This is a genomic window from Streptomyces sp. NPDC042259, assembly GCF_055582085.1.
In genome coordinates, this window is record NZ_JBVJDW010000009.1 from 244,924 (window position 1) to 258,262 (window position 13,339).

At 73.1% G+C, this 13,339-nt stretch carries 12 protein-coding genes; 5 read left to right on the plus strand and 7 right to left on the minus strand.

Features of this window, described 5'->3' with window-relative positions:
* Positions 1–50: 50 nt before the first annotated feature.
* Positions 51–281: a DUF4287 domain-containing protein gene (locus ACZ6MA_RS23975; RefSeq protein ID WP_130878224.1), complete on the minus strand. Its 231-nt coding sequence runs from the start codon at positions 279–281 to the stop codon at positions 51–53.
* Positions 282–379: 98 nt separating this feature from the next.
* Here ACZ6MA_RS23975 and ACZ6MA_RS23980 point away from each other — a divergent pair, with 98 nt between their 5' ends.
* Positions 380–718: a hypothetical protein gene (locus ACZ6MA_RS23980; protein WP_469435972.1), complete on the plus strand. Its 339-nt coding sequence runs from the start codon at positions 380–382 to the stop codon at positions 716–718.
* Positions 719–802: 84 nt separating this feature from the next.
* On the opposite strand, the gene ACZ6MA_RS23985 is transcribed toward ACZ6MA_RS23980, so the two are convergent.
* From ACZ6MA_RS23985 to ACZ6MA_RS23995, 3 genes are all read right to left on the minus strand, one after another.
* Positions 803–1,648: a hypothetical protein gene (locus ACZ6MA_RS23985; RefSeq protein WP_469435973.1), complete on the minus strand. Its 846-nt coding sequence runs from the start codon at positions 1,646–1,648 to the stop codon at positions 803–805.
* Positions 1,649–2,022: 374 nt separating this feature from the next.
* A complete protein-coding gene (locus ACZ6MA_RS23990; RefSeq protein WP_469435974.1) occupies positions 2,023–3,243 on the minus strand; it encodes an acetyl-CoA C-acetyltransferase in 1,221 nt (406 codons plus the stop codon).
* A 159-nt stretch (positions 3,244–3,402) separates the two neighbouring features.
* Positions 3,403–4,431 carry an SGNH/GDSL hydrolase family protein gene (locus ACZ6MA_RS23995; protein WP_469435975.1) on the minus strand — a complete coding sequence of 343 codons (1,029 nt, stop codon included), beginning with the start codon at positions 4,429–4,431 and terminating at the stop codon, positions 3,403–3,405.
* Between the two features lie 171 nt (positions 4,432–4,602).
* Here ACZ6MA_RS23995 and ACZ6MA_RS24000 point away from each other — a divergent pair, with 171 nt between their 5' ends.
* Positions 4,603–5,988: a cystathionine beta-synthase gene (locus ACZ6MA_RS24000; RefSeq protein ID WP_469435976.1), complete on the plus strand. Its 1,386-nt coding sequence runs from the start codon at positions 4,603–4,605 to the stop codon at positions 5,986–5,988.
* 748 nt (positions 5,989–6,736) lie between these two features.
* Here ACZ6MA_RS24000 and ACZ6MA_RS24005 read toward each other — a convergent pair.
* Complete coding sequence (locus ACZ6MA_RS24005) at positions 6,737–7,165, minus strand: hypothetical protein (RefSeq protein ID WP_469435977.1); 429 nt, start codon at positions 7,163–7,165, stop codon at positions 6,737–6,739.
* Positions 7,166–7,274: 109 nt separating this feature from the next.
* Here ACZ6MA_RS24005 and ACZ6MA_RS24010 point away from each other — a divergent pair, with 109 nt between their 5' ends.
* On the plus strand, positions 7,275–8,645 hold the full coding sequence (locus ACZ6MA_RS24010; RefSeq protein WP_469435978.1) for an acyl-CoA synthetase: 1,371 nt from the start codon (positions 7,275–7,277) through the stop codon (positions 8,643–8,645).
* Positions 8,646–8,753: 108 nt separating this feature from the next.
* On the plus strand, positions 8,754–9,605 hold the full coding sequence (locus ACZ6MA_RS24015) for a MurR/RpiR family transcriptional regulator (protein WP_469435979.1): 852 nt from the start codon (positions 8,754–8,756) through the stop codon (positions 9,603–9,605).
* 247 nt (positions 9,606–9,852) lie between these two features.
* Here ACZ6MA_RS24015 and ACZ6MA_RS24020 read toward each other — a convergent pair whose 3' ends face one another.
* Positions 9,853–11,127 carry an alpha/beta hydrolase family protein gene (locus tag ACZ6MA_RS24020; RefSeq protein ID WP_469435980.1) on the minus strand — a complete coding sequence of 425 codons (1,275 nt, stop codon included), beginning with the start codon at positions 11,125–11,127 and terminating at the stop codon, positions 9,853–9,855.
* A gap of 192 nt (positions 11,128–11,319) precedes the next feature.
* Between ACZ6MA_RS24020 and ACZ6MA_RS24025 the strand changes: the two genes are divergently transcribed.
* Positions 11,320–11,898, plus strand: coding sequence for a hypothetical protein (locus ACZ6MA_RS24025; RefSeq protein ID WP_469435981.1), 579 nt, complete (start codon positions 11,320–11,322; stop codon positions 11,896–11,898).
* A 78-nt stretch (positions 11,899–11,976) separates the two neighbouring features.
* Here ACZ6MA_RS24025 and ACZ6MA_RS24030 read toward each other — a convergent pair whose 3' ends face one another.
* Positions 11,977–13,269, minus strand: a complete 1,293-nt coding sequence (locus ACZ6MA_RS24030; protein WP_469435982.1) for a helix-turn-helix domain-containing protein — start codon at positions 13,267–13,269, stop codon at positions 11,977–11,979.
* Between the last annotated feature and the right edge of the window lie 70 nt (positions 13,270–13,339).

Consider the following 13,339-nt stretch of genomic DNA (forward strand, 5'->3'; position numbering starts at 1 on the left):
CCTTCCCGGGCCCTTCGTCGTCTGTCGGGGGTCGTTCGCCGGGTGTGCGGCTATCCCAGCTTCCGCGCCGCCCGCCGGAGGTCGTACTCGTGGACGATCGCCTTGGCGTGGCCGTACGCGAGGTCGTGCTCTCCCCGCAGCCAGCTGACCTTCTCCTCGAAGCGGAAGAGGGAGGGTCCTTCGTCGACCGTGCGCAGCCAGTCGGCGATCTCGCGGCCGGTGCAATGGGGGATTCGGGAGAGCAGATTCCGGTGGGTCTCGTCGGAGAAGACGTGGGTCATCGGCGCCTCCGGACGCGTCGGATGATGGTCCTTCATGTCACCGTGCCTGAGTGTTCAGGCGTTGGCAACAGTCGGTGGACGGCGCATAGGCTCGCGGCGTGGATGATGTGACGCCTCTTCTGGCCGCTGTGGACGCCTTCGCCGACCGGCTGCGTGCCCTGCCGCAGTCCCGACTGAGCAGGGGGGCGGCGGCGGAAGCGCTGGCCCTGGCCCGAGACCTGGCCGCCTGGACGCAAGCCGTCGAGGAGCCGGGGACGGCCGCCGCCCGGGAGATGCCGGAAGCCGGCATGTTCGCGGTCGCCGACCAAGTGGCCGTGGCCGGCCACGATTTGGCCGAAGCACTGGCCGTCGGTGGTGGGGATCAGGCCGCGACGGGCCCGTCAGTGGCCGAGGCCGTGGCCCTCGTCGAGGCCGCGGCGAAGCGCTGCGGCCTGTAAACGCCGCACGGGGGCGGCGGGACGAGCCCCGGCGCCCCGTGGGCGGCCGGGAGCCCGCGCGGCCGCTGAGCGGCCCGTGAGGGGCTACAGGGAGGCGATGACGCGGTCGGCGAGGACGTAGACGTTCCCCGACGCGCAGCCGAACGTCAGGGCGTAGGCGCCGGAGACCCCGGAGCCGCCCAGCAGCACGGGGGAGTCACCGGTGCGCAGCGCGTCCGCCAGCCGCTCGGCGGTCTCGCGGTGGCCGGGGGTCATGCAGAGGGTGGTGCCGTCGGCGAAGACGTACACGTCGAGGGTGCCGAGCGGGCCCGGGCGGACGTCGGCCAGCGGCATCCCGATCTCCGCCAGCTCGGCGAGGCGCTCGACGGTGCGCTCGTGGTCGTCGGTCGCCGGGAACGGCGAGAAGTCCGGGTGCGAGGGGTGGCGGCGGCGCGCGGCGGTCAGCTCGGGCGACTCGGCGGCCTCCGCGTCGGCGACGGCCTCGGCCGCCTCCGTCAGCGGGTCGGTGCCCGGCAGCGGCTCCAGACCGGCCAGGTCCGCCTGGCGGGGCACGAAGAGCCCGCCGTAGGGGCCGTCGGGCGTCAGCAGATCGTCACCGAGGCCGGACAGGCCGCCCAGCAGGGACGGGGCGTCGGCGGCGTCCCGGGCCTCCTGCGCCGCCCAGAAGGCACGGGCCTCGGCCAGCTCCCGCTCGCGCTCCTCGGCGAGCGCGTCGGCGACGGCCGCGCGTATCTCGGACAGCTCCGCCACGGGGGCGGTACGGGCGGCGGGCACCGGCGCGTGGGCCCGGCGGTCCGCGGTGGCGGCCGCCAGCTCGGTGCGCAGGGCGGTGATCTGCCGGCGCAGACCGCGGGTGGTGTGGAGGGCGGCGGCGCCCGCCGCCGTCGCGGTGGCAGCGGCAAGCAGCAGGGCAAGGGACATGGCGCTCACTGACGTACTCCCGGTTGCAATAGATCCCCCGAATTCCTACCTCAGCTTCGCGCGCGATGCCCCCGGAGCGTAGTGCGAAACGTCATGAAACGGACGGGACCAAGGGCCCGGACGTTGTTCCTTCAACATCCCTGACCTGGGGAAACGAATCGCCCCCGGGACATTGGTCACATCCTGGGGGAGATTCGGTCACGTTCCCGCACGGCCACGCCGAAGGCCGATATGGGGTCAGATGTGCGTCGAGCGCGAGACCTCGCAGGTCAGCTCAGGCGACGTGCTTTTCTGTCGCGTCTGCGCTGAGCCCCCGTTGCGGCTCAGCTCAGCCGCCCGTGCTTTTCTGGCGCGCCTGAACTGAGCCTCCGCTGCGCTGCGGCTCAGCTCAGGCGCTCGATCACCATCGCCATGCCCTGGCCGCCGCCCACGCACATCGTCTCCAGGCCGAACTGCTTGTCGTGGAACTGCAGCGAGTTGATGAGCGTGCCGGTGATGCGCGCGCCCGTCATGCCGAAGGGGTGGCCCACCGCGATGGCGCCGCCATTGACGTTCAGGCGGTCCAGGTCGATGCCGAGGTCCCGGTACGAGGGGATGACCTGCGCCGCGAACGCCTCGTTGATCTCGACCAGGTCGATGTCGCCGATGCCCAGCCCGGCGCGCTTCAGCGCCTGCTTGCTGGCCTCTACCGGCCCATAGCCCATGATCTCGGGCGACAGGCCCGAGACGCCGGTCGACACGATCCGGGCGAGCGGGGTCAGGCCCAGCTCGCGTGCCTTGGTGTCGGACATGATCACCAGGGCGGCGGCGCCGTCGTTGAGCGGGCAGCAGTTGCCCGCCGTGATCAGACCGTCCGGGCGGAAGGCCGGCTTCAGGCCCGAGACGCCCTCCAGGGTCACGCCCGCGCGCGGGCCGTCGTCCGTCGAGACGACCGTGCCGTCCGGCGTGGTGACCGGGGTGATCTCCCGCGCCCAGAAACCGTTCTTGATGGCTTCCTCGGCGAGGTTCTGCGACCGCACGCCGAACTCGTCCATGTCCCGGCGGGTGACGCCCTTGAGGCGGGCCAGGTTCTCGGCCGTCTGCCCCATCGCGATGTACGCGTCCGGTACGAGGCCGTCCTCGCGCGGGTCGTGCCAGTCGGTGCCCTCCTGCCCGGCCCGGTCGGCGGTGCGGGCCTCGGCGTCCGCGAAGAGCGGGTTGTGGGTGCCGGGCATGCCGTCGGACGAGCCGTTGACGGACCGGGAGACCATCTCGACGCCCGCCGAGATGAAGACGTCGCCCTCGCCCGCCTTGATGGCGTGCAGCGCCATCCGCGAGGTCTGCAGCGAGGAGGAGCAGTACCGGGTGATCGTGCAGCCCGGCAGGTGGTCCATGCCCATCTGCACGGCCACGATCCGGCCCAGGTTGTGGCCCTGCTCGCCGCCGGGCAGACCGCAGCCGAGCATCAGGTCGTCGATGTCGCGCGGGTCCAGCTCGGGGACCTTGGCGAGCGCCGCCTGGATGATCGTGGCGGTCAGATCGTCGGGGCGCAGGTCCTTCAGCGAGCCCTTGAAGGCGCGGCCGATGGGGGAGCGGGCGGTTGAGACGATCACGGCTTCGGGCATCACGGCTCCAGGGGGCGCGAAAGGGCTGACTCTGCTGGAAGTTACCCGCACGTAGCGCCATGGTCACCGACTCCGCGCTGTGATGCGGGCCTCTTTTCTAAGCGGCTGCTCAGGCAGCGGGTACCCGCCGCCCGCTCAGGCAAGCGGGTGCCCGCCCGCTCAGGTCTCCCGCCGCGCCCGGGACCAGACGTGGTGGGGCGTGGGCTCCGTGTGCGCCGGCAGCCGCCGCCGCTTGCGGTGCTTGAGCAGGGCCCACCGGCCGCGCGCCGCCGTGACCTCCGTGCCGCCCTCGGCCGCCGCCTGCGCGGCCGCCCGGGCCACGGGCAGGATGCCCTCGCGGCGGGTGACGTCCGGCCGCTCCTCGTCCTCCGGCCAGCAGCCCAGCGCCGCGCACAGCGTCGGCAGCACCGCCATGGCCGCCGTCGCGTACCCCTCGGCCGAGGGGTGGTAGTTGTCCGGCCCGAACAGCTCCCGCGGGTTCTGCTCGAACTCCGGACCCAGCAGGGCGCCCAGCGAGACCGTGCGCCCGCCCGCCTCCAGCACCCCTATGGTCTGCGCCGCCGCCAGCTGGCGGCTCAGCTTCCGGGCCAGCCAGCGCAGCGGCTGGTACACCGGCTCGAGCGTGCCCAGGTCGGGGCAGGTGCCCACGACCACCTCGCAGCCCGCCTCGCGCAGTCTGCGCACCGCGTCGGAGAGCAGCCGCACGGACCGGGCGAAGGGCATCCGGTGGGTGACGTCGTTCGCCCCGATCATGATCACGCAGACGTCGGGGACCCGGGCCGGGTCGGACAGCAGCATGGTGACCTGCCGCTCCAGGTCGTGCGACTGCGCGCCCGACAGTGCCACGTTGCGCAGCTCGACGGGCCGCTCCGCGACCGCGGCGAGCCCCGAGGCCAGCAGGGCCCCCGGGGTCTGCCGGGGGCGGTGGACGCCCTGCCCGGCGGCCGTGGAGTCGCCGAGCACGCCCAGCAGCAGCGGCTCGTGCCCCAGCCGGTGGACGAAGGAGGACCCGTAGCGGCCGTCCGCACGCGGCGGTGTGTCGTTGTTCCCGCCGACCACCCGCCTGGCCAGCGCGACCTCCGTGAGGAGGACCCCCAGCGCCGCCCCACCCAGCAGCCCCACCCCGCCGCCGCCGTACGCGGCGGCGGCCGCGATCCGCCGTGCGACCCTCGCCCTCGACATGGACATAGGCCCGGGCCTCCTCCCGATCCACCGCCGCGCACCCTTGCCCGACCGTGTTAACAGCTTGTTGCCCCGAGCGCCCGCCCGCGCAACGCGCCGCTAGTGCACTCGGCGGCGCAATAGGCTGGATGTACGGGTACGCGATGACCGCTAGTACCCCCGACCGCGGAGATCACCGTGCAGTATCACGATTCGATGATTGAGCTCGTTGGCAACACCCCGCTCGTGAAGCTCAACAGCGTGACCGAAGGCCTTCAAGCCACCGTGCTTGCCAAGATCGAGTACTTCAACCCCGGCGGCTCGGTGAAGGACCGTATCGCCGTGCGGATGATCGAGGCCGCCGAGAAGTCCGGAGAGCTGAAGCCCGGCGGCACGATCGTCGAGCCGACGTCCGGCAACACCGGGGTGGGCCTCGCGATCGTGGCTCAGCAGAAGGGTTACAAGTGCATCTTCGTCTGCCCGGACAAGGTCTCCACTGACAAGATCAATGTGCTGCGGGCGTACGGCGCGGAGGTCGTGGTCTGCCCGACCGCGGTGGACCCCGAGCACCCGGATTCCTACTACAACGTTTCCGACCGGCTCGTCGCGGAGACCCCCAACGCCTGGAAGCCAGACCAGTACAGCAACCCGAACAACCCCCTCTCCCACTACGAGACCACCGGCCCCGAGCTGTGGGAGCAGACGGCGGGGAAGATCACCCACTTCGTCGCGGGCGTCGGCACCGGCGGCACGATCAGCGGCACCGGCCGCTACCTCAAGGAGATCAGCGGCGGCCGGGTCAAGGTCATCGGCTCGGACCCGGAGGGCTCGGTCTACAGCGGCGGCTCCGGCCGCCCGTACCTGATCGAGGGCGTCGGTGAGGACTTCTGGCCGACCGCCTACGACGGCACGGTGACGGACGAGATCATCGCGGTCTCCGACAAGGACGCCTTCCAGATGACCCGCCGCCTCGCCAAGGAGGAGGGCCTGCTCGTCGGCGGCTCCTGCGGCATGGCGGTCGTCAGCGCCCTGCGCGCCGCCGAGGGGCTCGGCCCGGACGACGTGGTCGTCGTCCTGCTGCCCGACAGCGGCCGCGGCTACCTCAGCAAGATCTTCAACGACGAGTGGATGGCGGACTACGGTTTCCTGGAGGAAGCCGGTGACGCCGCGCGCGTCGCCGACGTGCTGCGCCGCAAGGAGGGCGACATGCCCTCGCTGGTGCACATGCACCCCGAGGAGACCGTCGGTGAGGCCATCGAGGTGCTCCGCGAGTACGGCGTCTCGCAGATGCCCATCGTGAAGCCGGGAGCGGGGCACCCCGATGTGATGGCCGCCGAGGTCATCGGTTCGGTCGTGGAGAGGGAGCTGCTGGACGCCCTGTTCGCCCAGCGCGCCTCCCTCTCCGACCCGCTGGAGAAGCACATGTGCCCGCCGCTGCCGCAGGTCGGCGCCGGTGAGCCGGTCGCCGACCTGATGGCCGTGCTCGGCCAGGCCGACGCGGCGGTCGTCATCACCGAGGGCAAGCCGACCGGTGTGGTGAGCCGTCAGGACCTGCTGGCCTTCCTGGCGGAGGGCACCAAGTAGGCCTGCGGCCCGCGTTGGTGGTCTGCGGGCTGCGGCTGCGGTTTGCTGCGGCTTGCGGGGCGGCAAAGGTGCGTGCACGTACACGTCATGTGCTCGCAGCACGGGCTTAACAACGGACCGGCATGGTGGAGGGGTGTCGGCACGGACGTACGCGTCCGGGCCGGCGCGCCTCAGCGGCGGTGGGAATTCCGGAGCGGCTCCCGGACTCCTGGGCCGGCGCGTTTGGTGGGGACCGCCGTTGTCCCGACTCTGGCCTCCGGCCGGGGTGCGGCGGTCCCCCTTTTTTTGGACTCGTTCGCCTCCGGGCGCTCTGATCCCCTGTCGACACTCCTCGACACGGCGCTTTGTCGCTCGTTCCTCGCTCCGACGCTTGGTCTCGTCGCTTTCGACAGGGGCGCGCCCTTTGGCTCACTCGTACCGGAAACGGGGGCGCCGCTCAAGCGGAGTCGAAGCGCCCTCTCGCGTTCGCACATGGCCGAGCCCTCAACCGCCGCCGAACGGCCTCGACGTGCCATTTCCTCAATCGCCGGACGGGCTGGATGTGCTGTGCCCTCAACCGCCGGACGGGCTTGATGAGGATGAGCCCAGCCACATCCAGCCCGTCCGGCGATTGAGGACACCGCCGCGCAGCGGTGGTGCACACGCCACGCGCCGCGGCGGCAAAGACGGCCCCGCGGCCGAACATCCGCCCGGCGCGAGCCGCCCACGCGAAGGCGGAAACGGGGTGCCCGGAAGCGTTTTCGGTCCCCTACTCCCAGTCCGCCGGTTCCTTCTTCCGGGCGTGGCGCCAGGGGAAACCTCCCGCCGACTGCGCCACGTTGACGCCGACGATGCCCGCCCAGCTCACCAGCAGGCCGGACAGGCCCGCGTTGGTCACGGCTATGGCGGACAGGGGGATCGCCAGGAACAGGGAGAGCGCGACGAAGCCGAAGCGCTCGCCGAAGGCGCCCGGTGCGGAGCCGCCGGGGCGGCCGCCGCGGGCGAGCGTCATCTGCTGTTCGGCCAGGTGCCGTCGCACGCGCTTGTCGACCGTGCCGTCGAGCTTCCGCTCGACGGCACGGTCGACCTTCTCCAGGAACGACTCGATGAGTTCCGACTCGTACTCCGACCCCAGTTCCTTGCGGGTCTGGAGGGTCGCGTCGAGTTCCTTCTTCAGCTCGGGGTCGCGGGCCGTCATGCCCGTAACGGTACGGTCACTGAGGCCCCGCGGTCAGGGGGGCCAGCACCCGTATCCGCAGTAGGGAAAGTCCCCGTCACACCGGGGACCCCCGTGGAAGGAGCAGTCCGTGCCCGTACCTCTGCTGTCGTCCCTCGCCGGACCCGGGGCCGTCGACCGGGCGGACGCCCTCACCGTCGCCGGGCAGGCCCTCTCCCGGGAGGAACTCCTCGGTGCCGCGGGCGCGGTGGCGCACCGGATCGCCGGGGCGGCCTCCGTGGCCGTCCGGGCCGAGGCGGCCGTGTCCACCGTCGTGGCCGTCGTGGGCGGCCTGCTCGCCGGCGTGCCCGTGGTGCCGCTGCCGCCCGACGCCGGACCGGCCGAGCGGGAGCACATCCTGCGCGACTCCGGCGCCGAACTCGTCCTGGGCGGCGGCGAGGACGCCGACGTGCCGGTGGATCCGGGCGAGCGCGCCGACTTCACGGCCGTGGCCGAGGATCCCGGGGCGACCGCGCTGATCCTCTACACCTCCGGGACGACCGGGGCGCCCAAGGGGGCGCTGATCCCGCGCGGTGCGGTGGCCGCGGGGCTGGACGGGCTCGCGGAGGCCTGGCAGTGGACGGAAGAGGACACCCTCGTGCACGGGCTGCCGCTCTTCCACGTGCACGGCCTCGTGCTGGGCGTCCTGGGCGCGCTGCGCACCGGATGCCGCCTGGTGCACACCGGCAGGCCGACCCCGCAGGCGTACGCGGCGGCCGGCGGCAGCCTGTACTTCGGGGTGCCGACCGTGTGGTCCCGCGTCGTGCGCGAACCGGACGCCGCGCGGGCGCTGAGCGGGGCGCGGCTGCTGGTGTCGGGCAGCGCGGCGCTGCCCGCGCCCGTCTTCCGGGACCTGGAACGGCTGACCGGGCAGCGGCCCGTCGAGCGGTACGGCATGACCGAGACCCTGATCACCATTTCCGCGCGGGCCGACGGGGAGCGCCGGCCGGGTTCGGTCGGGCTGCCGCTGACCGGGGTGCGCACCCGCGTGGTGGCGGAGAACGGCGCGGAGATCGGCGAGCTGGAGGTGTGCGGGCCGACGCTGTTCAGCGGCTACCTGGGCCGCCCGGAGGCGACGGCCGCCGCGTACACGGACGACGGGTGGTTCCGCACCGGCGACATCGCGGCCATCGAGCCGGACGGCTCGCACCGCATCGTGGGCCGGGCCTCCACCGACCTGATCAAGTCGGGTGGCTACCGGGTCGGGGCGGGCGAGGTGGAGAACGCGCTGCTCGACCACCCGGCGGTGCGCGAGGCGGCCGTCGTCGGGGCCCCGCACGACGATCTGGGGCAGGAGATCGTCGCCTATGTCGTGGCCGACGAGGTGAGCGAGAAGGCACTGATCGACTTCGTGGCCGGGCATCTGTCCGTCCACAAACGGCCGCGCCGCATCCGCTTCCTGGAGGCGTTGCCGCGCAACGCGATGGGCAAGCCGCAGAAGAAACTGCTGCCGCCGCTGTAGGGCGCCGCAGTGGACGGCGGCAGCGCGCTGCATATATTCATGCAGAGTCAGGGCCATCTGAATGGAGGTCCGAGGTCGAGTGAACCGTCGAACACCATGGAGGGCCCGATGACGGAGACCGGGGGCGAACCGGAAGCCACCGCACGCCTGCAGAAGCTCTTCGAGGGGCACCGGCTGACGCCGACCCAGCGCCGCATCGCCCACTGCATGGTGCGGCGGGCGGCCGACGCGCCCTTCCTCTCCAGCGTCGAGCTGGCCGAGCTGGCGGGCGTCAGCCAGCCGTCCGTGACCCGCTTCGCGGTCGCCCTCGGCTTCGACGGCTACCCGGCCCTGCGCCGCCATCTGCGCGATGTGGTGCCCGCCGCCGAGGCGCCCGGCGAGGGCTCGTACAACGAGTACCAGCAGGCCGTTTACGCCGAGATCGACAACCTGCGCCATCTCGCCTCGCTGCTCGCCGACCCGGCCCCCGTCGCCCGGGCCGGCCGGCTGCTCGCCGCGTCGCGGCCGTTGCCCGTGCTCGGTCTGCGCGCGGCGGCCGCCCAGGCGGGCGGCTTCGTCTACTTCGCCCGCAAGGTGCACCCCGACGTCCGGCTCCTCGACGAGGGCGGCACCCTGCTCGCCGACCGCGTCGACGCGGCCGTCCGGGCCGGGGCGAGCGCCCTGCTGTGCTTCGCGCTGCCCCGCCATCCGCGCGAGGTGGTCGAGGCACTGGAGTACGCGCGGGACGCGGGGCTGACCGTCGTCACCGTCGCCGACTCCACCTTCGCCCCCGTCGCGGGCCACACCGACCACCTGCTCCCCGCCGCCGTCGGCACCGGCCTCGCCTTCGACACCGCGTGCGCGCCGATGCTGCTGGGGCGGGTGCTGCTGGAAGCGATGTGCGACGCCCTGCCGGACGCGCAGGCGCGGCTGGAGGAGTTCGACTCGAAGGCGCTGGCGCGCGGGCTGTTCGTGGAGTGAAGCGGTCTGGCCGTCCGGCCGGGGTTGGGTGGGCGGCCAGACCGCCGTTTCGTCCTCAATCGCCGGACGGGCTGTTTTGGCTGAGCCCAGCCACATCAAGCCCGTCCGGCGATTGAGGACGCGCCCGCAGGGAGCCAAGCCGCCGCAGGCGGCAGGGACCGGCCGATAGCCGGGAACCGCCGGCCAGGCGAGAGGCGGCAGGGACATCGGCCTCCGGCCGTTCCGGCAGAGACCGGTCCCAAACGCCCTACCGGGCGAACCGCATTTCGGGGAAGCGGGGCGACGGCCCGTCGAGCAGGTGGTCGTCGCGGCCCTTGAGGAACCGGTCGAAGAACGCGGCGACATACGCCCGGCCCGCCGCCACCGCGCGCTCCGGCCGCACCGTCCCGAGCTGCTCCCGGACGGTCTCCGGCGGCACCGCGCCCCGCTCGGCGAGGGACGGCAGCAGGGCGGAGGCGTCGGTGAGGGAACCGTGCCGCGAGCCGCGCAGCGTCACATCGCCGCGCCAGCCCGTCGAGTTCTTCCACAGGGCCGTCCACGACGGCTGCCGGTGGTAGTCCCCGGAGTCCGGGGACTCCGTGCCCATCAGCAGGAACGGCCGGTCCAGGCCGTCGCGGGCCACCGTGCCCGGTTCGCTTCCCGAGCCGTCCGGGCCGGGGAACTCCAGCGTCCCGTCCATGTTGATCCCCGCCCGGATCCGACGGTCGTCGTGCATGGTCTGGAGGGCGGTGAACCCTCCCGCGGAGTGCCCGGCCATGCCGACGCGCCGCAGGTCCATGACGTTCGTGAGGCCCGGCGGGAGGGCGACGCGCCGCTTGGCGCCCCCGAGGGTGTCGAGGACGAAGCGGGTGTCGTCGACCCGGGCCCGCATCGCCTTGCGCAGCACCGCGCCGATGTCGGTGCCGGGCTTTCGGGCCAGCCCGGGGAGGACGGACGTCGCCAGCCGCCCGCCGGGCAGGGCCACTTCGGAGGAGTCGTAGGTGTGGTCGACGGTCACGACCACATAGCCGCGCGAGGCCAGGTCCTCCACCAGGCCGGTGTTCCAGGTCCGCGGGTCGCCCAGCCCCGCCGAGTACAGCACGACCGGCAGCTTGCCCGGGCACCGGGCGACGGGCGCGTCCACGCGTGCGTGCGTGCGCGTGGCGGCCCAGTCGGCCCGGTCGGCCGGCACGCCGTAGTTGAGCGCGCCCGCGCCGGTGGCGGAGCCGAAGTGGGCCGCCGCGCGCTCGTCCATGTGACGGGCCGTCCGGCCGCCGTGACCCCGTTCGGCCGGGTACCAGAAGCTCACCATCACCTCGCGCGGCCCGGGCCGCCAGGGATCCCGCCGCGCGTCGTCGGTCAGGTGCCGGGTGGTGGTGCCCACGGCGTACGGGCCGGTGGGGGCCGGCAGGTGCCCGTACGGGCGGCCCGCGCTCTCGTGCGCGTCCGCCCGGGGTGCGGTCACGCCCAGCAGGCCCGTCACGGTCAGTGCCGCCGCCGCGATGACCGCCCGTCGCCGCAGACCACGCTCGTATGCGGGCATCCCGGACTCCTTCCGATCGGCTGATGAGCCGACCTTAGGGAACGAACGGGTGCCCAGGCGTCATACGTCGGAGCCAACTTGCGGGGGATACCGGGGTATGACGTCGGTGGGCGCGGGTTCTCAGCCGGTCCTCATCTTGGTCGGTTACCGTGCCGCGCGGCACGTGAAGGACGCGTGAGAAGGAGGTCTGCCGTGGGGCGCGGGGTGTATGCGCTGGCGCGGGTGGCGGTGGTCGTACGGGCCCCCGCCGGTCCGCTGTGGTGGCTGGGTGTGGTGAGTGCCGGCGTCGGGTTGCTGGTGCCGGGGCTCACCGGGCGCCGGATCGGTGTGCTCGCCGGGGCGGCGCTGTTCCTGCTCGCGGCGTGCGGGGCGTTCGTGGCCCGCCGCGGACGGTACGCGGAGCTGGCGCTCGGCGCGTCGCGGGCGGGCAGGTCCGTCATCCTCCAGGACCGTGCCGTGACGCTACGCGCCTGGCGGCGCCACCGGCGCTGGTGGCTCGCGGGGGCGTTCCTCGCCGCCGTGGCCGCCTCCTTCGCGGTCCCGGCCGCGCCGGGGATGGCGATGGCCGGGCTGGGCACCGGCCTGTGGGCGAAGGCGCTGTGGCTGGGCGGCCTGGAGCGCGCCGGCGACGTACTGCTCTGGGTCCGCCCGGAGGCGGCGCGCGGCAGCGCCGCCGGGAAGACCGTGGGCGGCTACCAGACGACCGGGCTCTCGGCGGGCGACGCTGCACCGGGCGGCGCGAGGCGGGTCCGCGCGGGGGCGCGGGGCTGACCGGTGCGCCGGGCTCCGACTCTTCCGGGGGGCAAGCGCCCCCGGACCGCGCTCCTGGGCGGAGCCCCAGGGTTCAGCTCAGGTAACCAGCGCCCCGGTACGGATCGCGAACTCACGAAGCCCCTGTACGCGAGCGGGCCCGTACAGCAGATCTGACGTCAGTGCCCGCAGCGCCGGGCGCCGTACTTCCTGGGGCGCCTCCTGCTCCACCCGCCGTAGCGCCGTGAACGTCTGTGGCCCATCACCCAAGGCGTGCCACATGCGGGCAATGTCCGTCCAGGCCCGGGCGCGTCGCTCCGGCGTCGGCATGAAGTCGATGTTCAGCCCGGATGCGACCTGCACGCCCTCGTCCGGTGTCCCGAGCGCGTTGAGGGCCCCGATGCGATAGACGTCGACCTGGGTCCGGGTCGCCTCCACGGTGAAGAGGCCCTGGACCTCCGGCAGGCGCTTGGTGTCCTCCTCCGCCTCGTCGAGCAGAGCGAGCGCCGCAGAGCGGTCGCCACCCGTAGCCGCCGAATACGCGGCGGTCAGCAGCAGAGTGGTCCGTACGGCCCTGGTGCGTTCCTTGGATGGGTCCAATTCGGCCGCCTCGCGGGTGAGGAGGTTCACTGCAGGCGACCAGCGACCGGAGCGGCGCATCGTGATTGCCAGTACCCGGGACGCCTCCCCGACCGGCACCGGGGACCCGCTGGACCGGGCGGCGGACAGGGCCCGGTCGGCAGCGACCCACGCGGCGTCGGAGTGCTGCTTCGATGCGAGTTCTGCGGTGAGCACGTAGGCCCGGGCCAGCACAGCGGCGGCCTGCTGCCGGGCACGCCCGGTCGCAGCGTGCCGGGTCGCCTCGGCCGCAGCGAGCAGCTCCGGCAGCGAGGTGCCGAGTTCGCTGTAGCGCGCGGCCCGGAATGTCTGCCGTGCCGCAGACGTCTGCGTGGTCAGGACCGCAAGCGGCACCGCTTCGGCGGCCGGAAGCCGGAATAGGGCATCCTCCAGAGCGGCGGTCAGGTCCTCGGATACCACGGCTGCCGATGCCGTCTCCGCGCCTACGACGGCCGTCGCCCCAGCGGCGAGCGCCCCGGCCAGCAGTTCCCTACGACGCACCGCATCCTCCTCGTCCGACGGCCACTCGCCCGCCACCGTAGCGACCGCCGACCCGTGTGGCACTGCGGGACCACACAGCCGCTCGGGTGGGATGCCCAACGCCTCGGCCATGAGGAGCATCGCGGAGGGCTCCGGACGCAGCTTGTTGCCCTCGATCCGGGAGATCGCCGACGCCGAGTAGCCGCAGCTTGCACCTAACTGCCCTTGCGTCAGCCTGGCAGCAGCGCGGGCACCGCGAACGACGGCCCCGAGATCTTCCGTTCTGTGACCCATGGGCACCTCCTGTGCACCGACGGGGCGGACGACGCTAGCGCTGGTCCTCACGAGGAGGTAGGGCGCACGG